Here is a 21,909-nt window from a genome sequence, read left to right as displayed (position 1 = left end):
AATAACTTAACAGAGCACAAAATCAATTTCGTGGCGCTCCATGTTGACCCGTGAGACCTTGACGTTAACTCTGTCGCCAAGCTGATGCACCTTTCCGGTCCGCCTGCCTTTCAATTGAAACCGTCCTTGAACAAAGTCATAATAATCATCCATCTCTCTAACATGAACAAGTCCCTCAACTAATAAGTTGTCGACTTCGACAAACATTCCGAAACTTGTGACGCCCGAAACAGTTCCTTCAAACTCATCTCCGATATGCTCGGACATGTACTGCACCTGTTTTATCTTGACCGATTCACGCTCGGCCTCCACGGCGCGCCTTTCTGCTTCGCTCGAGAATTCACTGACCTCTGCAACCATCTTCTTGAGTTTTTGCAGGTCGAGAGGTCGATCACCATTTTCATAGTCATGCAAAAGCCGGTGTACCACCAGATCAGGGTATCTCCTTATGGGAGAAGTAAAGTGTGTATAGTATTTGAATGCAAGTCCGTAATGGCCGATATTTTTTTCCGAATAAATTGCTTTCGCCATCGACCTCAGCATTATATCGTTTATCAGATACTCCTCCGGCTTTCCTTCGACGGACTGGAGAAGTTTCTGCAGTTGCCTCTGGCCGACTGTACCATCATAGTTCAAGCTGTATCCAAAATGAGAGACAAAGACCGCAACCTCGCGAATCCGGTCCGGGTCGGGTACATCATGGACTCTGTATAGAAACGGCTTTGCCTTTACGCCGTGCCGGCCGATGTGGGCTGCAACGGTCTTGTTTGCAAGCAGCATAAATTCTTCTACCAGGCGATGGCTGTCGAGCCGGGATTTTTTGATGATTTCAATAGGTCTGCCAAGCTCATCAAACACGAACTTCGCTTCCGGCAGATCGAAGTCGATGCTCCCGGCACGGCTTCGCAGTTTCGATAGAGTGTGCGCCAGTTGATTCATGATACGGATAGTCTCCGCAAAATCTCCCGTGCCGGTTTCAATTATTTTCTGAACTTCCTCATAGGTGAATCTCCGTTTGCTGCAAATCACCGACTTCGCGAACCTGTAATCCTTAACTCTCCCCGTCGATTCGACTTTCATAATCACGGAGTATGTCAGCCTATCGACGCCCGGATTCAAGCTGCAGATTTCGTTCGACAGTTTGTGAGGGAGCATTGGAATCACTCCGTTAGTCAAATAAACACTTGTCCCTCTTTTGTACGCTTCAACGTCGAGAGGGCTTCCGGATTTGACATAGTGGCTCACATCGGCAATATGAACGCCGACCTCAAATGTATCGTCTGAAATTTTCTTCATAGAGACCGCGTCATCGAAGTCACGGGCATCCTCAGGATCGATCGTAAACACTTCCTCGTGTCTCAGATCGAGCCGCTGCGCAAGTTCTTTTGCGGGAATTTGTTCTCGAATTGAATCCGCCTCCCTCAAAACCTCGGACGGAAAATCTTTTCTAAGGCTGAACTGTGCAGCTATGCTTTCTAATTCGACCGATGGGTCGCCGGCATCTCCAAAAACGGAAATCACCTCGCCGGAATAGCCCGCATACCTATCCACGACCAGCTTCGCCAGGATCTTGTCGCCCTCCTTCGCCCCGTTGAGTTTCTTCCGTGAAATGTCTATCGATGGCGGAAGATCTCTGTCGCGCAACAAAATCCTATACGAACCGCCGATCCTTTCGATCGTCCCTACGACTTTCCTATCCTCATGCTCGAGTATTTCAGTAACCTTTACGACTACGACTTTTCCCTTTCCACCGACGGCCTTTACGGAGACCTTATCGCCGGGAACAGCGCCGCCCAATTCGCTTGGTGAAACCACAAAGCGAATTTTTGTATCCTCATTGGTTTTTCCATTATCGGGCATGAACAAAAAATTCCCGTCACGGTCGATGCGAATGATCCCTCTCGCAATGTCCGGAGTCATCGCTGCACCTAATTTTCTGCGACTGCTCTGACGGATATCACCATTCTGCTCAAGCGTTCTGAGTGCTTGTTTAAACCTTGCGTACTCATGAGCGGAGGTATATCCCAGCACTTTCGCCAATTGCCGTTTCTTGAAGTTAGCCAGCGGATTTTGCTTCAGGAAACTCTGAATCTCCCCGGCGATATCTTTAACTTTGGTCGGTTTAGTTTTGAGTGAAGTTCTTTTCATATTCCTCTTTGAATTGCACCACGGCGTTTGCGATCCCTCGAGCTATGGCGCTTTGTCCAGCCTTGTTCTTCAAATATCTCTCTTCCTTTTTGTTGGAAAGATACCCTGTCTCTATGAGGACCGCCGGCATCGAAGCTCCCACCAGCACGTAGAAACCCGCCTGGCTCACTCCGTCGTCGGAAAGGGACGCTGTCGAAGTCACATCATCTTCGATTAATTGCGCTAACTGCTCCGAATATTTCACATATGCGCTGTGTGCCATGGTGGTTAAAATAATATTATCTTCGTCGTAAGACTGATATTTCTTCTCGTAATCGTTTTCATATTTCACGGCAGCATTTTCCTGTGCTGCGATCCTGATCGCTTCGTCGGTTCTCCCCGGGCGGAGGAAATACGTCTCAAGTCCTTTCATCGAATTTGGTTTGCGAGGCATGGAATTGCAGTGAATGCTTATGAAAAGTTTTCCGCTGGCATTGTTTGCAATTTCCCCCCGCTTATCCAACTCGACAAACTCATCGTCATCCCGGGTCAAGACAACTTTAATTTTCGGCAGCTTTTGATTTAATATTTTTTTTAGGTCTTTTGCAATGGCAAGCGTAACATTTTTCTCCATTGTTCCCTTGACGCCGGTCGCACCGGGGTCTTTCCCTCCGTGTCCCGGATCTATGACGACAACATCCAGCTTCCAGTTTTTCTTCTCATCCTCCAGTCGCTTCTTGATTTCTTCGGCAACAACTTTTTTTACATCGGCCTCCGAGTAAAGTGCGACCAGAATAGAATTCTGAGCACTGTCTACGAATATTTGCTTGGAAAGATAATTCTGTTTCAACTTGAAGACCAGTTGGACAGAGTTAGGGTTTTGAATTGCAAGAACATTTGAGTAAACCTCAGACGGCGGCAGCGAATCCACCGCAAGAGTATCTGCAATTGCCGGAAGAAGCGTGAGATATAACGAATTGTCCTGTCCTATTGCGGCCTCGAGATTCTTCGGAAGTTTTGTCATTGCGACTTGAATTATTGCTCCGTTCGCTTTCTCCTGTCCCATTATGTCCGCTACGGCCGGAGTGAGAGTATCTACACGCGAAAAAACAAGCTCGGTTTTTTGCGCATCGTAGGAGAAGTTGCCGCGAGTGAGCATAGAGAAATACTCACCGGCATAGTTTAAAGGAATATAGAGTTTCTCATTTGCTGAAAGGATCGGGAGCGCCAACTGAAAGAGCCTGCTACCGGTTTTCGAGAAGACGACAAAACTATTATCGCGCGTGAAAAGGAGACTGCCATAATTCGAATAAACGCCGAGTTTCCCGCTTGATTGCAAAACAACAGTGCTTAGACCCAGACTTTTGGACAGTTGTTCAATGGAAATATAAATGTGGTTGAGCTCCACGAAGCCGCCGATGTACGTGGTGTCCGCCCCTTTTATCAGTGTCACCACCTTAGGTTGCGCGAATAATAGCGAAGAGTGAAGAGTTAGAAATGAAAGAGAGAGAAAAAGGACATTTGTAATCTTAAATATCAATTCTGAAGACTTTATATGTTTTTCGGTTACCACTCTGCGTCACTTACAATTTGCTGTTCGATTTTCTTAATTCCATACCATAGAGAAAAAGCGGCACGTCATACTTGACGGGATCCAGCGGATCGAGCGATCGAAGTCTGTCCGTGACCTCCAGTGCTGTTTTCCAGTTGTCCGTTTTCCTTTTCGTGAGCTTCAGCTTTCTTGCTGCTCTTGATACATTAACATCTAACGGAATTACAAGATTCTGTTTGCCGAGCCAGTTGTAAAAACCGAAATCTATTTCGTCATCTCTCGTCATCCACCGCAAAAACATATTCATTCTCTTGCACGCGCTCCCATCCTTCGGACTTGCAAGCAATGCCCTAGCCCGCGGAGTCAATTCCCGGCCGGTCTTCCGGTCCAGTCTTACGGACTTCATTTCTTCAAGAAGTCGTGTAAGCATTTGCGAGACCAGATTTTCACTCCCGTTGCGCCCGCTCAGCAAGGCATTTTCAATTGTAACATACCTATTAAGTATGGATTTTGTCGCAAGAAGGATCTGGACAACGTCGGTGCCGGTGATATTCTTATACGCGAACTGGATATGCCCATTCAATTTTTTTGCGAGTTCGGCTCCGTCGAGATCATGGATCGCATGATACGGTGAATCCCCGAGTATAGAGAATATTTTTTCGAGTGATCTGAGTATCGCATAACGCGGACCGATAGCAAACATAGCCGAAACAAATGCCGCAGTTTCTATATCGTTTTTGTTTCTAAAGCGTTTTGGAAAACAAACCGGATCGGAAAGATAAAAATCCTTCAGAGATTTTTTTTCAAGGTGGGATTCAAAGATTTTCTGAAGTAGCTTCAGACCTTCCATTATATTTTTTATAAGCTCACAAAAAGCATAAATACCTACATCCCAATTTCATCATTTTCCCGGGTCAGCAGTTGCCGCCAGAACGATTTACCTTTTGAAAGCTCCTCAAGTTTTAACCTTGTTTGTCGGAACGGCGGGATTTGAACCCGCGACCCCTTGCACCCCAAGCAAGTGCGCTACCGGGCTGCGCTACGTTCCGTGTATCATTTTGACAAGAATAATTTACGCAAAACATTCTCATCTATCAAACCTCATCCCGTCGCTGCTTCCAACCGATGAAGCTATATGCAATCTTGACTCTCATTGAAATCGATCAGCGGATTCCCCGAACCATTGATGGAATTCCCCGGCTGATCGCAACGCCTCAACCGACGCACTCTCTGCTTTACACCATCCCAACACGTGGATAAATAATGGCGTGGTGCGCTGTGATTTGCAGAAGACTGGACGATTTGTTTCGATGAGACCGCGAGATGGAGAAAACCTTCAATAAAAACTGCTTCAGTGCTTGTCAGAGAGGCGGTGAACGAGATCATCCAAGAACGCACGTGCTTCAAGCAAAGTCTGCTTCAGGTCCTCAGGCGAAGCTTTTCCATTAGTTGCGTCAAGCTGCCCAGTACTTCCGTTTGACTTTGCGCTCAGAACTTTCTTAGCACCCTCAATTGTGAAGCCTTCATCCCGTACGAGTCGTTTTATCTCAAAAATGAGGCTGATGTCCTTGTTAGTATAAATCCTATTGCCCGCTCTGTTCTTGGAGGGATTCAGATCTGGAAATTGAGACTCCCAGTACCGCAAAACATGCTGTTCAAGTCCTGTTATGCGACTCACTTCGGAGATGGAGTAGTAAAGTTTCTTGAACTCGAAATCCTTCATCTGTCGAAAGTATAACATATTACATTGATAATTGCAAATTTCCGTTAGGTAATCCCTGTAAGTTTTCAATTCCAAACAGCCCTTTGCGTTAAATAAGAAGTAATTGGAATTCGAGTTAATCAACAACTAAATTACCAGTGCAAAGCGCCTGTAGCTCAATTGGATAGAGCAATAGACTTCGGATCTATCGGTTGGGGGTTCGAGTCCCTCCAGGCGCACATCCTGTACACATCTCTTGCTTTTTCAGCGTTCTCTGGAATCCAGGGGATCTGCAACTGAAAGCCCTTCCACCCATCCGCCGGAACCCTTGACTCGAATCTTCATCGAGCTGATTCCGGATATCGCATCTTCTGTGCGTTCAACCAAGCATCCGGATGCGAAAGGTCTGCGCTTTACCGAAACTAAAGCAATCCACCCCCGTAATCTCAAAAAGAAATAGAACTTAAACCAAAGGTCTGGCAACATGCCTATTAAGAAAAAAGGAAAACGGAAAAAAGTCATTGTCCTCGCGGCAATCATCGTAATATTTGGAATCGTTGCTTTCGTCATTGTGAAATCAAAGAAAAGTGACGATCCTGACAAAACCGCCGAAATAAAAGTTGTGTCAGGCACAATCATGGAAAAAGCGCTCGCGATCGGAACGATTGAACCCGAGAACGAGATATCAATTAAATCTCAAATCAGCGGCGCCGTTAAGAAACTTTTCGTGGATGTCGGTGCATACGTACACGCGGGGGATCCGCTTCTTGAAGTCAAACCAGATCCGGCTCCCGCGGATTTGGCGGATGCAAAACGTCAGCTGGAGCTGGCGGCCGTCGACTTCGACAACACGAAAAAAGAGCTGAGCCGCCAGAAGCTTCTTCACGATCGATCTCTAATCTCCGATCAGGACTTTGAAAATATTCAGAAGGAGTATAGCGAGTCGGAGCTTCACGTCAAGATCGCACGGGAGAAGTTGGACCTCATGCAAAGCGGAACGGTTACAATAGATAACACGAAGATTGAATCTATCATCTATGCGCCCATCGACGGCTATGTGCTGACACGTTCGGTCGAGGTCGGAGATCCGGTAACACCACTCACGCCGTACCAGGAAGGCACCGTCCTCATGAAAATGGCCGACATGAAGAATTTGGTTTTTAAGGGAACGGTAGATGAAATCGATGTCGGCAAGCTGCGCGAAGGAATGCCGGCTGAAATCAGGATCGGAGCTCTCCCCGGAGACACCATCTCAGGCAAGCTTTCAAAGATCTGGCTTGAAGCCGAGAAGAAAGAGAACGCGTCTGTGTTTCCCATCAAAATATCGATCACTCCCACGAGCAGGATAACGCTGAGAGCCGGTTACTCTGCCAATGCCGACATCATCATACAGAAGAAAACCAACGTGCTCTACATTCCGGAGAGAGTTGTTACCTTCAGAAACGACTCAAGCTTTGTCACGCTTGCTTCAGCGGACAACAAGTCCGAGGAGCGTGCCATAAAGACGGGCCTGAGCGATGCAATTAATATCGAAGTTCAATCGGGACTCAAAGAGGGCGACAAGGTACTTGAGAAACCTGTCACAAAAATCGAATGAGCTTCGATAATGACACAGCTCGTTAATTTCATTTCTGAATTTTTTGTCGACCTCCGCGCGCAAAAGATGCGGGCGTTTCTCACCATGTTCGGAATCATCTGGGGAACGGTGACAATCATCGTCCTGATCTCGTTCGGCCTAGGATTTAAAACACAAGCGATGATCAACATGCACGGCATGGGTGAGAGTATCTCGGTAATGTTTCCTAACAAAACGACCAAAGCTTACCAGGGATTCGGGATCGGAAGACAAATAAATTTGACCGAAGATGCTGCATCCATCATTCGCGCTAAGGTCCCTGACATCCAGTCGATTTGTCCTGAGTATATTGGTATGGGTACTCCCGTGAGGTATGGGAATAATATTACCAATCCAGGCATAACCGGAATTTATCCGATCTATGAACATATGAGGAACATCATACCGGCGGAGGGAGGGAGGTTCATCGATACCCTTGATGTGGCGGATAGGAAACGTGTTGCTGTCCTTGGAAATGAAGTAAAGAACTATCTTTTCGGCGATAAGGACGCCATCGGGAAAATCGTGTACGTTGGTCAGACGCCGTTCACGGTCATCGGTGTGATGAAGAAAAAGAACCAAAACTCATCCTATTACATGCGGGATCAAGACAGGATTTTCATTCCGGCGCCGACCTACACCGCAATGTTCGTAACTCCTTATATCACAGACCTGGTGTACAAGGCTGACGAGGTGTCGAAAACCGAGGAAGTCGAACAGGAGGTACGCCGGGCGCTCGGAGAGAAATACAGGTTCGATCCTGTAGACAAGGATGCCATCTTCATCTGGAATACTGCGGACATGGACAAAATACTTCTGTACATCACCGTTGGATTCACACTCTTCATGGGAATCATCGGAAGTTTTACTCTGGGTGTGGCGGGACTTGGCGTCGCAAACATAATGTTCATAGTTGTGCGAGAGCGTGTCAAAGAGATCGGCGTGAAGAGAGCCGTCGGCGCAAGAAGGTCGGCAATTCTACTCCAATTCTTCTCGGAGACTTTCATGATTGTCGGAATCGGAGCCGGAATCGGATTCCTGATCGGCTGGGGAATCGTTTCTGTAATGCAGCTAATCCCGGTGAAAGATTATATCGGAACACCGGAGATTTCCCTGCCGGTTGTCTTGACCACCATGTCGATACTTGCGATCGTCGGACTTTCCGCGGGGATGATGCCGGCGAAGCGCGCTGCAAACCTTAATGTCGTCGAATGCCTTCGAGACTAAAGTATATCAAGCCGGGTTCATAAAATGGTCATCCAGCTCGTCAAAGAATTTCTCAACGACATGAACAGCCACAGATTGCGGACCGCACTCACTCTGATCGCGATTACATGGGGAACGATGTCCGTGGTTCTACTTCTTGCGTTCGGACAGGGCTTCGGGACGGCGATGAGAAGAGGAATGGTTAACGCGTGGAACAGAGTCTTAATCGTATACGGCGGCGAGACGGGAAAAGTGTATCAGGGTCTTCCAAAGGGACGCGGCATTGGTCTCGAAGAAAGCGATGTAGAACTTCTGAAGGCAACCGTGCCTAACATTATCATGTCCAGCCCGCAATACAGGAAGAACGTGGAGCTGTTCTACGGCAAGACACGATTGACGACGGAATGCGAAGGAGCCGGCCCGGATTTCGAGGTCATGCGCGCAATGTACCCACAAGCGGGCGGGCGGTTCATCGATGCAAACGATATCAAATACCAGAAGCGAAGCTTGTTTCTCGGGAATGAGATTGTCGATGACCTCTTCAAGGGCGAAGACCCGATTGGAAAAACCGTATTGCTTGACAACGTGCCGTTTACAGTAGTCGGCATCATGGAGAAGAAGCTTCAGACCTCCATGAACAACGGCCCCGACTCGCGACGCGCGATAATACCATATTCAACATTCAGAATGATATATGGGTACGAGCATGTCAACACAATCTTGTTGAAACCGGCCAGCCCGAATATGGAAACTCAGATGATAACTGAGATCAGGAGAGTGCTGGGGCAGAAATACAGGTTCGACCCCACCGATGAGCGTGCAGTCGGCATTTTCGATACTATGATAATAGATGAGATTATCCAGAAGGTAAGCCTGGGCGTTACCATTTTCATGGGGATTGTCGGATTTTTCACATTGATGATTGCAGGCGTCGGAGTCGCGAACGTCATGTATGTCGTAGTCAAAGAGCGGACAAGGGAGATTGGAATCAAGATGGCAGTCGGTGCGAGGAAGGCATACATCCTGGCACAGTTTGTTTTTGAAGCATTGTTCCTTTCATTGATTGGAGGGACCTCAGGTCTTCTGTTATCGTGGGGCATAGTATACGGAGTAGGTTTCATCAAATCGGACAGCGGACCGATGCAGTTTCTGGGGAGGCCGATACTCTCCATCGGAATCATGTTGTTTACGGTGATCGTGCTGACACTGATAGGTTTGTTCGCGGGCGTTTTCCCTGCACGACGCGCGGCAGGCGTGAACCCGGTCGAATCGCTGAGATACGAGTAGACGACTCATAAGAATTATTCAGGTTACATCCCTCAATAATTTCGTTGTATCCTGTTCACAACCTCTGCTGCTGGATGCCTCTCCGGGCTTTGCTTCTCATCTAACCACAGACTAAATTCTCGAAAGGCTGGCACAACACCAGCTTCGTCATGAGTCGGCCCAAAAGGCAACTCAGTAAATTCAGCCTTCATCAACTCTGCCAGAGGCAGACAGGCATGAAAGGAGCATTTATGAAAGTCCTCATCGCGGATAAACTTTCGGATAAGACAACGTCTGACCTGAAAAAGCTTGGGATGGAAGTCTCGGTGAATCCTGATCTAACCACCGATAATCTCCCTCAGGCCATCGGGGATTCTGACATCCTTGTCGTTCGGTCGACAAAAGTCACCTCAAAAACGATCGAGTCGGCACCAAACCTCTCTCTTATAATTCGTGCAGGTGCCGGAGTAAACACGATAGACATCGCCGCCGCAAACGCGCGAGGCATTTATGTCTCAAACTGCCCGGGTAAAAACACTGAGGCGGTAGCGGAGCTTGCAATCGGGCTCCTCATCTCGGCGGACAGGCAAATACCCAATGCAGCTTCCGACTTGCGGAACGGATTATGGAAGAAGAAACAGTACGGCAAAGCCCGTGGGCTGAAGCATCGCACTCTCGGAATAATCGGGCTTGGAGCAATCGGGAAAGCTGTCGCGAAACGTGCTCAGGGTCTCGAAATGAAGGTGGCTGCGTGGTCGAGAAGTCTGACGAAAGAAATTGCGGAACAAATCGGCGTTACTTACGTTGAAGACCTTCAGGCGCTCGCACAGCGGTCGGACGCAATAAGCATTCACGTTGCGTATTCGAAAGAGACTCACCATCTAATCAGCAAATCGTTTCTCGATTGCATGAGGAACGGCGCGATACTCATAAACACCTCTAGAGGAGAGGTTGTCGACACAGAGGCGTTGAAAGAGGCAATTAGAGCAAAAAGCCTTCGTGTTGGTGTCGACGTTTACGAAAACGAGCCCGCCGCCGGCGAGGGGGAATTTCCCGACAAAGAATTTGCAGGTATGGTTGCAGGAACCCCCCACATCGGAGCATCGACAGATCAATCATCTGAAGCCATTGCCGATGAAGTCGTAAACATAGTGAAGTCATTCAAAGAAACCGGCGTGCCGCTCCACACGGTCAACATCAGGGCACGATCCTCTGCGATACAATCACTCGTGGTCCGGCATTACAACCACGTCGGAGTTCTCGCGGGAATTTTAGATAAGCTGCGCAATGGCGGGATCAACATCGAGGAAATGACAAACATAATTTTCGAATCATCAAAAGCCGCCTGCTGCACGCTGCTCCTTGATGGTGCACCGTCAAATGAGATGCTGATCGAAATGCAAAAAGACGAGAATATAATCGAGGTTGCGGTAAAGCCGCTCGCTTAGGACCGCCTATTTGTCATCCTGCTTCAAATGCATATCGGGGTACAGGTCCGCCGCACAATCCGGGCAAATGCCATGAGAGAACTGCGCTTCAGAATGTGTCTGGATGTATTTTTCCAGATGCTCCCAATAACCTTTGTCGTTGCGAATCTTCTTGCATCTGGAACAAATCGGGATCAGGCCGCCCAGCACTTTAATGTTCGCCATGGCTTCCGTTATCCGGGCGTTCAGCTCCCTCTCTCTCTGCAGTAACTGCCACACTCGGTACCGGTATACGCCGAAGACAACTCCTGCAAGAAAAACTCCAAAAAGAATATAAAACCAGGATGTCTGATAGAATTCCGGCCGCAATTCAAAAGTAAAAGCCGCACCGGCATTGTTCCACACTCCGTCATTGTTGCACGCAATGACCATGAAGGTGTAGCTGCCAGGCGGGAGGTTCGTATAAAAAGCCGTGCGTCTCGTGCCGGCATCAACCCAATCGCGATCGTATCCTTCGAGTTTGTATTTGAATAATACTCTGTCCGGAACAAGAAAACTCAGAGCAGTATACTGAAACTCAAGATTCTTCGTGCCGGGTCTGAGGCTGACAAAATGTCCTGGAGAAATAGTACTGTCATTTGCCGTCACCCGCTCAATCATTACAGGAGGAGGAGTCTTGTTTTCTTTTATGGCATTGACATCAATGATCACCGCACCCATCCTTGTCGCAAACCACAAACGCCCGTCAGGGCCCTTCCAACCTGCCGGCTGCCAGAAGCCGAAACACTCTTCCGTCTTCATACCATCCAGGATACCGTAAACCTTTGTGTGTATGCTTGCAGCACGGCCGTCTGCGAAGTCGTTCAATTCCTTGAGAGTCAGGTATCCTATTCCCCTCGGACTGCTCAACCACAATCCGCCCTTACTGTCCCCAACGACGCAGAAGATCGCATTAGTGAAAAGGCCGACTTTGGTATTGTAGGCAGTGAACTTGCCATCCCTGTACCGGCTAAGGCCGCCCTGTGGTGAACTGATCCAGAGATTTCCCTGTCCATCATCATATATGGAGCTTGTCCAGTTGCCGGCCAGACCGTCCGCGGTCTTGTAGCTCGTGATTTTACCGTTTTGAATTTTCACAAGCGAATCGGCGGACCCGACCCACAGCACACCGTCAGGCTGCCGGAAGAAAAAGGACACGTATCCCGCAGGCGGATATTGCCTGCCGTCCCCCAACACATACGGCGCCAGCCTCCCTTCAACAAATCTGAAAATCTGCGTGTGGTCAACGAAAAGAATCAAGCTCTTGTCGTCTTCGGTAATGGCCGATATCCATTTTTTCGGGAGTCCTGCACCTGAATCATACGTTGTCAGTACACCGTTTCGGATACGGTATAGCGCACCGGTCTGACCGATCCACAAACTCCCGTTGCGGGAAACGAAAGCCGGCCCAACTGGTATATTGTAAACCGTATCTCTGCCGTTCCTCATCCTGGTGACACTTGCACCCTGGTCACTCAAGAAATACAAACTCCCGTCCGGCGTCCCGATGACACTTGAGAGATAGTTGTTTGCAAGACCTTCCTTCGTTGTGTAGGTTGTGAGATTGGCATTCTCAAATTGATTCAGACCCTTTGACGTACAGACCCAGAGGCTTCCCTCGTCATCTTCAGCAAATGCAATAACATTGTTGTCGGATAGTCCATCAGATTGCGCGTATGTCTCCCACTTTCCTTCATGGAAACGGCTGAGTCCATTTCGAGTTCCGACCCAAATATTCCCGTCTCTATCTTCAAAGAGAGAGTTGATATGGTAATCCGGCAAGCCATTGTTCATATCGTAAATGGAGATCTTCCCGTTCTTCCAATAGGCGAGACCGCTGTATGTTCCGATCCAGATACCACCCTGTCGGTCGGCCAGAAGATATGTAACGACATCATTCGACAAACCGTTTTTTGCAGTAATGCTTTCTACCGGAGCAAAGTCCGATCCATCTTCAATCGATTTCTCGGTAAAGACCTGCACCCCATTGTGTGTACCGACCCAAATCCTGCCAATCGAATCCTCGCAAATGCTTGCCACATAGTTGGACATTCCCAAAATGGCACGGAACTTAGAGCCGGTGTACAAATACAAACCGATCGATGTCCCGATCAGCAGATGCCCGGAATGGTCTTCAAGTATCGACCACACCTCTGTATCATAGAAGCCCTGATTCAAGCCGAAATTGGAAACGCTGTCGTCTTTCAACCTTCTCAGACCGCTGAATATGGTACCTATCCATAGGCTTCCGTCTTTAGTTTGACAAAGACAGGTGATGAGCTTTGTATTCTTAGGATCCGAAGGATCCATGATTACGGGATCGAAGTCCACACCATCAAAGCGAACCAGCCCGTTCATCGTTCCGAGCCAGAGCCGGCCGTCGCGGGTCTGCAAAGCGGCAGTGACGGTGTTCGCAGGCAAGCCGCTCTGTCTGAGCCAGACGTTGTGCCCGTATTGGTCGATAGATTTGTGTGGATCAAGAGCAAACGCAGGGCACAAAAGTGAAGACATGCTCACTGCTATCATGGATAGTGTAAGCGAACAATACCACGCTGAGGTCGGGAGCTTAATTGTTCGTCCAATGATTTTTAGCATACCGGCAACTCATTGTTCACAATCAATAATAGCATATCCCGAGAATCATGGCAAGGCACACATCACGCATTGAGAAAAATAGTTTGATTTTTATATTTGCATTGGGTCCGGCAAGATCTTCCTGAAATCAATTCGTTGTCAATTCCCAGAACCTTAACTTCCCAAATAACGTTATCATCTCACGAACATATGTTTTTTTCTAAATCTGTTTAGAAGGAGAATTCATGGAACGTGAAAACATCTTAGGCGCAGCATTCCTCAAGGAACTGGAGGCTGAAGCACCTGCGAGCCGCAAGTGTCTCGAAAGAATTCCGGAAAAATTGTTTGACTGGAAGCCTCACGAAAAATCGATGACGCTGGGTTACCTGTCCTTGCTGGTCGCCGAAATGCCGAAATGGATAGAACATACAATCGATCCAGGCGTAATTGATTTTGCAACGTGGAAACATTTTGAGCCGGGGCAGACTGCCGACTTGGTAAACCACTTTGATGAAAACATGAAAGGGGCAAGGCGAGCTCTGCAAAATATCTCCGATGAAAAACTATCGGAACTCTTTTATCTCAAGAACAGCGGACAGGTTCTGATGAGCCTTCCGAAGAGGGACAGCATCGGGTCCACGATCAACCATCTTGTCCATCATCGCGGTCAGTTGACTGTCTTTATGCGTTTGAACGATATACCGGTTCCCTCGATTTACGGACCTTCGGCCGACGAGCGAAGATTTTGAAGTCACTTTCAAGAGAAAATAGGAGCTGAAGCCCCGCCTCTTCGGCCTTAAGCTTGCGTCACGCAGTAGAGCTCCATTAGGAATCCAGCAGCAGGCAAGGACTCTGCGACGATGCAGCCGTTACTGGACTTTATATCCCGCAGGCACTGTAAACTTCTCCGGGGGGACCTTTGCATTCTCTTCAACCTTCATTGCGTGCTGGGTGCTTCTGACACTTTGCGTTTGAACATCAAGATACAAAAGGATTCTGTCCCATCCTCCATACGTTGCAACGCTCCCTTTTCCATCGTCGGTCACGATTACCTCGCAAGTTTTCCCTGCAACAGTCATCGCTGGGGCTTCCTTGATGCTGCCTGCGTCCCAGTCCTTTTGCGAACCGAACTCTGTCTTCTCCATCCTCACTTCTGTTCCACGATAAGCAGGTCCCTGATTCGTTACCGTCTTTTGAGTGTGGTTGAGCAGATATAGATTTTTTCCGTCGCTGAATACAGACGTTCGCAACTTATCGTTAGTGTACGTTTCCTTGCATTCCTTCATACCATAGTCGTCGAAATACACTATCGACTTTGTTGTCAATTGCATGCTTCCCATTTTCATGTCCGTCTGGAAAGTAATAATGCCCGACTTAATATCGTACTTCTTGATTTGAGCTTGCGTGATGACACCGGCGGCAAACACAAATATGATCGATAATAACAAGAGTTTAGTTTTCATTTTTGCATCCTCCAATTTATGAATGATTTCTGTCATCCTGTCTAAAGGTCGGAGGCAGCAGCTGTATTTATACGATCTGGATGCATACCCGCGACGGGATCAATTTAGGTCAAATACTCTGTGATTAGCAAGAACGCCGATGGATTATATAAGCAGACGGACGATCTTAGCGAACAAAAAACGAATCCGATGAATTACAGTGACCCGTTTGGCGTGCCTGTGAGAATTTCTCTCGACTGTTTTCTGTTTACAATGTAGCAACCATTCCCGCGGCTGCCAAAACTCCCAGTGGACGCCGGTCCAGGGGAATATCTTTCTCTTGTTCAAAAACTTTTAGGAGTATTTCTCATGAGTCTTGACCAGACTTCCTTCGATCCCGGTTTGACCGAAAAATATACCGGAGAGCTGCATCGTGCAATTGAAAAGGACGGCTCGTTCAACGTCCGAATGTCGGGCGCCGGTCTGAATAATTTTCACTTCTACCGGTTCCTCATAAATCTATCCTGGCCCCAGTTCTTCCTCATGATTCTATTGGGGTACATACTCATCAACTCGCTCTTTGCCTGCCTCTACCTTCTGGCAGGAATCAAGAACATAGTGGGCGGCGATGCAAGAACACCGATGTCGGCGTTCCTCAGCACATTCTTTCTTAGCGTCCATACATTCACTACTGTTGGATACGGGACAATTGCACCGAACAACTTCTGGACAAATGTAATTGCTTCCTTCGAGGCTTTGACGGGACTAATGGGGCTGGCACTTGCTACGGGGCTACTCTACGGGAGGTTTTCGCGGCCGTCGGCAAAAATAGTGTACAGCGACCGCGCGGTCATCGCGCCGTACCGTGGAAAGACAAGCCTTCAGTTCCGCATAGCCAATCGCCGGACGAACACGCTGATGGAAATAGAAGCCAAGATGCTCCTCATGACAGTATCCGGGACGGGTGATAACCACAAGCGCAAGTACCACGTACTAAACCTGGAACGACCATCGGTATATTTTCTTCCGCTGACTTGGACGGTTGTTCACCCGATTGACGAGCAGAGCCCGCTGTTCGGAAAGACGCTCAGCGATCTCTCCGATTCGCAGGCCGAGATCCTGATATTGATAAAGGCATTCGACGATACATTTGGTCAGTTTGTCCATTCGCGGTACTCTTATCGGTTCGACGAGATCCTCTGGGGAGCAAAGTTTGTCCCCGCCTTCAGCGTAACGAAGGACGGAGACATGGCACTTGAGTTAAACAAACTGAATGAAGTCTATGAGGTGGAGATTTGATGTAAGAAAAATCGCTTCGCTCACCTTCCGAATCTCTGATGAAGTTTCCTTCGACCAGTCCGGTATGGAAATCACAAACAAAAAGAATTATGTTCTTATGCAGCCTGCTTGCGTGGGAAACAGTTATTTGGCCTCCACTTCAATTTCCGCGTTCGGCTGGAGATAACACTGACCAAGATGGAGAACATGATGGATGAAAAAACATTTAAAGGCCTCGGGCCGTTGGCCTCACTGGCGGGTACGTGGGAAGGAACGAGTGGAGACGACACCGCCCCCTCTGATGACCGCGGGACCGAACAGAATAAATACCGTGAGCGAATGGTCATAGAGCCGATTGGGCTAACGCAGAACCACGAACAGAATCTCGATGGTCTTAGATACCACACCCAGGCATGGCGGATCGGTGAATCCGATCCGTTCCACGATGAGATGGGATATTGGCTCTGGGATGCGCGATCAAAGGAAGTAATGAAATGCATCCTGATCCCGCGAGGCGTTTCGGTGATTGCCGGCGGAACGGTGGAGCCCGATGCGAAGCATTTTAAACTAACCGCCAAGCAAGGCTCGTCTTGTTTCGGGATTTGTTCTAATCCTTTTCTAGATGAAGAATTCAAGACTATTGGTTTCGAGCTCGAAATGGTTCTCCACGACCGTGACAGTTTCAGCTACGATGAGATAACGAGTATCCGAATTAAAGACCAGAAAGAGCCCTTCGAACACAGAGATCGGAACAAGCTGAAGCGGATTCAATCATAGATTCGTTGCTACATCTCAAACCATTTCCAGCAAGTAGAAAAATGGCTGGAATCCATTCTAAGATCAGCAATTATTTTGGAGATGCTTGGCAGATTCTCACCGGATTGCACTCCGGTTATGCTGGCTCCGCGAGTAGTTTTTCAAAACAAATCGGATTCTTTTCAAAAGCCCTTTACGCAGGAGGATGTTGCCGGGCGCGTTCAAATGGTGCCGCGCAGGTAAAGGTCTTTATTTAGACGCTCTAATTCGTGCTGTCTCAATCAAATCCATTAAGTCAAGCCAGGGTCATGATTGCCGGTCAGAGTTATCATCGAGAGCGGCTTGACCTAAATATGTCGCTATCCTAAAACGTAGCTGTATTGTGCTTCTCGGCACTCAACGTGTCCGTAATGTCGCGATCCTGAACGAGGTTATCCTCGATAAACTTACGGGTCGCCGCTTCCAAAGAAATCCTTCCCTGTCTCGACAGCTCCTTGATAGCAGCCTCAGTCATCTGCTCCGTGAGAGAGTCGAGCTGAGAGCCCGATTCGGATTTCACCGGCGCATTCGACTTTTGATCCGTTACAGGCTTTTCAGGTATGATCTTCCCCTTCTGAGATACGGAAGCCATACGGCACGGTTCGCTTGATTTAGATTTTCCGAGTGAAGCTGTCTGGGCTTTTCCTTGCTGTACAAGGAGCACCGAAAAAATCAAGAAGAGTAAATAGATTCTTTTCATTTTCTCCATCCTTTTTGACGACGTATATTCATACGGGAAACGAGCGAGGGAGTTACAAAGGAGAGTTTCATAGAAGGAAGGGCATCTGAGAATCTTCCTTTGAATCAACCACATGCTATGTTAAATTTTTGGGATGTCAGTTTAACAAAAAGCGGGAATGCAATGACCAAGCTAAATCTATCCATCACAGGGGCTTTCATGCTCGTCTCGTTTGTCTTCGCCGGATGCGGAGGAAGCGAAATCGTGATGAAACCCGACTATTCTACGGAGCTCATAACCACACAACGCATCGCCGACTCTCACGTGAAGATCGTCAAGGTTGTCGACAGAAGGAATGTTGATTCTACGACGATCGGGACCGGAAGGGTAGGACTATTCGAGAAAGAGGTGCCGTATAGGCTTTCAGTGCCGTTAACCAAATTCGTGCTCGGCGTTCTTGATTCAGATCTCGTTCCATCGCCTCCCGACAGCAATGTGTCAGCGGTGGTTTACATCGATTCATTCGACGTAGGTGCACCTCAATCGATCTTCACTGAATCTGCAAAAGTGGATGTCAAAATGAATTTCGGCATCCCCGTTTCGTCGGATTCGATGCTCTACATTGTCACACGCGCAAATGAAGTCGAGGAGACTTTCTCGCACGCAACTCCTTTGCTCGAACCAATGATATATAAAAGCGTCGTCGATTGCGGCCGCCAATTTGCAGCGACCCTTCGGAAGCTGGATCTCAAATTGTCGCCCGCTAAATCCGATACAACTCCGCGGTTGTTTGCTTCGGTCCCCGGGAGCACGCCTTCCGGAACCATTGAAGCGGTCGCGCTGGCGCCGCAAGCAAAATTCTACGACGACTTCGGAGTCGGCTACTCGGTGGGCGGAAAAATAACAAGTGAAATACGCATATACGGCGATATCATGACACAAAAAGATAGCAGTAATACTATGACAGGGTTCGGTCTGAATCTGAATATTCTGAGTGTCACGAACAAATCCGCGGCTATCAAAGGATCATTTGTCGTATATGGCGGTAATTTCACCCTGCGTCAATTCTTCAGTGAGAGTACTAACTCACCCTATTTAGGATTGCAAGGAACACTTGTATTCGGCAGCGAGACTATTAAATACCCTGATCACCAGGAAAGTTCATTTTTCTTTGGTCCAATTGTGCGCGAGACGCTTGGCATCTCGTTCAACAAGAGAGCGTACCTCGAAGCAGGATTATACGAATGCGCGTTGCTCGGCTCCAAGATGCTTCCGAGCGATTTTGGATTTACATGCGGGCTGACGTTTGGGATTTAAAAACGATCCCTCAGCTTTCTAATCTTCGCAAGGTTACCAGGAACTCAGCGAAATGTCATGGTTGTTAGGATAGCATCATGCAACTTCGCCTAGGCCGTTACGTGTTTGGTCTCGCTGCCATGGCTTTCGGTATAATAACTCTGGTCTGGCATCAGATTGACGAGCTCGGAAATATTTCAAATCCCGAAATTCTGGTATACATCTTTGGCATCGTCGAACTCATCGGGGGCATTGCGATTCAATGGCAGAAAACGGTGAGGCTCGGAGCCCTGATACTTGCGGCTGGCTTTTCGGTATTTTCACTTTACTGGATACCGCAAATGATCAAGACACCCCTGCTCTTCGATCCCTACGGAAATTTCTTCGAGCAATTTTCCATCGTCATTGGCGGCGTTTTTGTTTTTGCATCCACCATCCAAAGTCATCCGGAAAGAAAGGAAAAGATAGAAAGTGCCGCGTACGTAAGCTTCGGGATAGCCGTCATTTCATTTGCGCTTTATCAGCTTTTTTACCTCACCTATACCGCAAGCCTGGTTCCGAAGTGGATTCCTCCCGGTCAAATGTTCTGGGCGGTAGCTACCACGATATTATTTGCTCTCGCAGCTTTCGCTATACTTTCGGGGCGCTCGGCTCTTTTGGCGACGGGGCTGCTCACAGCGATGCTCATCCTATTCGGCGTGTTGATATGGGTGCCGGCATGCATTATCCATCCGCATGAATTGGGTAATTGGGTGGAAAACTCTTCGAATCTTGCAATGGCCGGATCGTCGTGGATCGTGTTCGACTATCTCAGCGGGAAGCGCCCCGCTAAAGCCGTTCTCTAATATTCACTTATGCAAAAGTCCTGAGAAGATCGGGCGCCTACACGCGTCGATGTGGTGGAGCTTTGCTAGCTTGCGAAGGTAACTCCGCCTCGGCTCCAGGAACCTTCGCAAGGTAGACGCTTGACTTTCTTATCACTGCGAAGTATACTTTCTAAACTGTCAGAAGGAGAACGTCATGTTCAAGGGCATACACTATCGCAGCGCTTACTCAACCGACCTCAAAAACCCCAACGGTCTCAAGAGGTTCGCAGAACGGTGTCTGAGCGCACTCATCGACAACGTCAAGAAGAAATCCACTTCAATGCGGCAAAGGATTCAGGAGATGCAGCGGGATCTCGACGCCACGAAGTCTTATCTCGATAAAGTCGACGCTGCCGATCTCTTATCGGATAACGAGTTCTTCAGTGCCCGCAGAAAAATCAGAATCAGTACCTTCCTGGTGATGGGTATCTTAATAACCGAAGGACTCCTGAATTATTTTTCCACACTCGTCTTTATCAGCGGTGAAGACTTAGGACTTTCACTCCTAAGATGGTTGATCGGAATTGTATTGACATTGGGAGCGATCGCCTCGGCCGAGCGGTTCATGGAGGCTATCATGCCCGTTCGAAAGCACAGCGATCCGGAATCGAAGCCGCGTTCGATATTGATGGTTGTTCTCTGGACGGTGCTTTTCGTGGGTGTTGAGATTGCTATTGCAGGAGTATCCGAAACCCGCGCCCGTGACATCGAAGGCGGCCATACGGGAGGTCTCCTGTATTTCGGTTTTATCATTCTCTCCATGGTGTTGCCGCTCATCGCCGGGGGTCTCAGCTGGGACTTCCTCCACGTCTACGATTCGTATAAGTACACTCGCAAACACAATGTTGCCAAACGCACATGGGACACCGTCGATCGACAGATTAAAATTGTCATGCAGCGGCTTGAAGACTATTATAATGTCAGACTCAACGAGGCGTGGAATCGGTTCAACGATTTCCGGTCTTACAAAGAATATTATAACCTGCGGAGAGGAATGAGCGAGAACGTCGCCGGCCAATTTTATGATGAGTTCAATAATTTTAAGAGTGAGGCCGATCGGCGGTACGGTGCCATACTGGGGCAGCTGGAATTGCCGGCTAAAACCGCAAGCGCGTAGAGAAAGGAGTCAATCCAATGAACAAGAGAATTGGTCTAATCCTTTCGATCGTTGTCTTGCTCGCGGCGGGAGGATGCAATACGGGAACCCGTCAAAGGATGAACTGCATTTGTCTCATCGATTACTCGGGAAGTCTGTCGGAGCAGACACTACACCGGTATATAGAGATCATCAGCTCCGATATCTTGAAGCGGCTGAGAGAGAAAGACAGGTTGGTTGTTCTTCCTATCGATGAGGGTGCAAAAACCGTAGCTGTCAAACTGGTTTACGAAGACCTGGCAGAAAAGAAATTTTCGTTCAGCACCGACGGCTATGCGCATGCGAAAGACAGCCTGGACATGAGGTTGAGGCAATTTGCGGATCAGACCGGAAAAGAAGTCGCATCTGAACTTCTTCGACAAAAAACTATTCGTGAGAAATATACCTACTACTCTGATATCTTTTCCGCAATTGAACAGGCCGCGGTACTTCAGGAGCACAACGAGGCCGAGACATTCTGGGGCGGCGTCGAAAGGTTCATCACCGGAAAGAAGAAGATCGTTTCCACAAATGTCATCATCCTATTTTCCGACATGATCCAGGAATCGAGCGAGACATCATTTGCCGGTGACCAGGGATGCACCGATGCGCAGGCAGATTCCGTCATCGGGAAACTACGAGCCGAAAACAGGATCCCGGATCTGCACGGATGCGTCATATACGTAAATGGAAGAACCGGCAAGAGTAATGTCCAGGTAGATAACATCAAGAATTTCTGGACTCGATATTTCAAAGAGGCCGGCGGAGAGCTTGTTGCCTATGATTACGACGCCGGAGCGCAGATTACTTCTTACTTAGCCCAGCATACCAATCAGTAAGAAATAGGCTATAGGTTGTATTGAAACCTTGCGAAGGTAACTATCCCCTCGCTCAGACACCTTCGCAAGGT

At 48.2% G+C, this 21,909-nt stretch carries 18 protein-coding genes and 2 tRNA genes; 12 read left to right on the top strand and 8 right to left on the bottom strand.

What is annotated here, in order from left to right; all coding sequences use genetic code 11:
• Positions 1-6: 6 nt before the first annotated feature.
• From rnr to VLX91_00870, 5 genes are all read right to left on the bottom strand, one after another.
• Entirely contained in the window at positions 7-2,148 is a 2,142-nt protein-coding gene (gene rnr / locus VLX91_00890) for a ribonuclease R (protein ID HUI28739.1), read from the bottom strand.
• The gene (locus tag VLX91_00885) at positions 2,123-3,583 is read right to left on the bottom strand and encodes an N-acetylmuramoyl-L-alanine amidase (protein HUI28738.1); all 1,461 of its coding nucleotides are present in this window, start codon (positions 3,581-3,583) and stop codon (positions 2,123-2,125) included. The genes rnr and VLX91_00885 overlap by 26 nt, the downstream gene beginning before the upstream one ends.
• A 127-nt stretch (positions 3,584-3,710) precedes the next feature.
• Positions 3,711-4,529 carry a TIGR02757 family protein gene (locus VLX91_00880; GenBank protein ID HUI28737.1) on the bottom strand — a complete coding sequence of 273 codons (819 nt, stop codon included), beginning with the start codon at positions 4,527-4,529 and terminating at the stop codon, positions 3,711-3,713.
• A 125-nt stretch (positions 4,530-4,654) separates the two neighbouring features.
• Positions 4,655-4,728 (bottom strand) — tRNA-Pro (locus VLX91_00875).
• 302 nt (positions 4,729-5,030) lie between these two features.
• Positions 5,031-5,402 carry a MerR family transcriptional regulator gene (locus VLX91_00870; GenBank protein HUI28736.1) on the bottom strand — a complete coding sequence of 124 codons (372 nt, stop codon included), beginning with the start codon at positions 5,400-5,402 and terminating at the stop codon, positions 5,031-5,033.
• 144 nt (positions 5,403-5,546) lie between these two features.
• On the opposite strand from VLX91_00870, the gene VLX91_00865 reads away from it, so the two are divergent.
• The 5 genes from VLX91_00865 to VLX91_00845 all read left to right on the top strand — a co-directional run bounded on the left by VLX91_00865 (position 5,547) and on the right by VLX91_00845 (position 10,916).
• Positions 5,547-5,620 (top strand) — tRNA-Arg (locus VLX91_00865).
• 245 nt (positions 5,621-5,865) lie between these two features.
• Positions 5,866-6,978 carry an efflux RND transporter periplasmic adaptor subunit gene (locus tag VLX91_00860; protein HUI28735.1) on the top strand — a complete coding sequence of 371 codons (1,113 nt, stop codon included), beginning with the start codon at positions 5,866-5,868 and terminating at the stop codon, positions 6,976-6,978.
• 9 nt (positions 6,979-6,987) lie between these two features.
• A complete protein-coding gene (locus tag VLX91_00855; GenBank protein HUI28734.1) occupies positions 6,988-8,223 on the top strand; it encodes an ABC transporter permease in 1,236 nt (411 codons plus the stop codon).
• 24 nt (positions 8,224-8,247) lie between these two features.
• Entirely contained in the window at positions 8,248-9,489 is a 1,242-nt protein-coding gene (locus VLX91_00850; GenBank protein HUI28733.1) for an ABC transporter permease, read from the top strand.
• Between the two features lie 230 nt (positions 9,490-9,719).
• Positions 9,720-10,916, top strand: coding sequence for a 3-phosphoglycerate dehydrogenase family protein (locus tag VLX91_00845; protein HUI28732.1), 1,197 nt, complete (start codon positions 9,720-9,722; stop codon positions 10,914-10,916).
• A 6-nt stretch (positions 10,917-10,922) separates the two neighbouring features.
• Here VLX91_00845 and VLX91_00840 read toward each other — a convergent pair whose 3' ends face one another.
• Positions 10,923-13,529 carry a two-component regulator propeller domain-containing protein gene (locus VLX91_00840; GenBank protein HUI28731.1) on the bottom strand — a complete coding sequence of 869 codons (2,607 nt, stop codon included), beginning with the start codon at positions 13,527-13,529 and terminating at the stop codon, positions 10,923-10,925.
• Positions 13,530-13,753: 224 nt separating this feature from the next.
• Between VLX91_00840 and VLX91_00835 the strand changes: the two genes are divergently transcribed.
• Positions 13,754-14,257 carry a DinB family protein gene (locus VLX91_00835; GenBank protein ID HUI28730.1) on the top strand — a complete coding sequence of 168 codons (504 nt, stop codon included), beginning with the start codon at positions 13,754-13,756 and terminating at the stop codon, positions 14,255-14,257.
• Between the two features lie 120 nt (positions 14,258-14,377).
• Here VLX91_00835 and VLX91_00830 read toward each other — a convergent pair whose 3' ends face one another.
• On the bottom strand, positions 14,378-14,971 hold the full coding sequence (locus VLX91_00830; protein HUI28729.1) for a hypothetical protein: 594 nt from the start codon (positions 14,969-14,971) through the stop codon (positions 14,378-14,380).
• A gap of 348 nt (positions 14,972-15,319) precedes the next feature.
• Between VLX91_00830 and VLX91_00825 the strand changes: the two genes are divergently transcribed.
• Both VLX91_00825 and VLX91_00820 read left to right on the top strand, forming a co-directional pair.
• Positions 15,320-16,249: an ion channel gene (locus VLX91_00825; GenBank protein HUI28728.1), complete on the top strand. Its 930-nt coding sequence runs from the start codon at positions 15,320-15,322 to the stop codon at positions 16,247-16,249.
• Positions 16,250-16,438: 189 nt separating this feature from the next.
• A complete protein-coding gene (locus tag VLX91_00820; GenBank protein ID HUI28727.1) occupies positions 16,439-17,005 on the top strand; it encodes a heme-binding beta-barrel domain-containing protein in 567 nt (188 codons plus the stop codon).
• 343 nt (positions 17,006-17,348) lie between these two features.
• Here VLX91_00820 and VLX91_00815 read toward each other — a convergent pair whose 3' ends face one another.
• On the bottom strand, positions 17,349-17,723 hold the full coding sequence (locus tag VLX91_00815; protein HUI28726.1) for a hypothetical protein: 375 nt from the start codon (positions 17,721-17,723) through the stop codon (positions 17,349-17,351).
• Between the two features lie 162 nt (positions 17,724-17,885).
• On the opposite strand from VLX91_00815, the gene VLX91_00810 reads away from it, so the two are divergent.
• The 4 genes from VLX91_00810 to VLX91_00795 all read left to right on the top strand — a co-directional run bounded on the left by VLX91_00810 (position 17,886) and on the right by VLX91_00795 (position 21,838).
• Complete coding sequence (locus VLX91_00810; GenBank protein ID HUI28725.1) at positions 17,886-19,019, top strand: hypothetical protein; 1,134 nt, start codon at positions 17,886-17,888, stop codon at positions 19,017-19,019.
• 77 nt (positions 19,020-19,096) lie between these two features.
• Complete coding sequence (locus tag VLX91_00805; protein HUI28724.1) at positions 19,097-19,843, top strand: hypothetical protein; 747 nt, start codon at positions 19,097-19,099, stop codon at positions 19,841-19,843.
• Positions 19,844-20,018: 175 nt separating this feature from the next.
• The gene (locus VLX91_00800) at positions 20,019-20,981 is read left to right on the top strand and encodes a hypothetical protein (protein ID HUI28723.1); all 963 of its coding nucleotides are present in this window, start codon (positions 20,019-20,021) and stop codon (positions 20,979-20,981) included.
• A gap of 17 nt (positions 20,982-20,998) precedes the next feature.
• Positions 20,999-21,838: a hypothetical protein gene (locus VLX91_00795; protein ID HUI28722.1), complete on the top strand. Its 840-nt coding sequence runs from the start codon at positions 20,999-21,001 to the stop codon at positions 21,836-21,838.
• Positions 21,839-21,909 lie beyond the last annotated feature (71 nt).

It is taken from the genome of Candidatus Acidiferrales bacterium (genome assembly GCA_035515795.1).
Lineage (GTDB): Bacteria > Bacteroidota > Ignavibacteria > Kryptoniales > JAKASW01 > JAKASW01.
The sequence above is the reverse complement of the archived record's forward strand: the minus strand, read 5'-3'. Positions and strand labels throughout refer to the sequence as shown.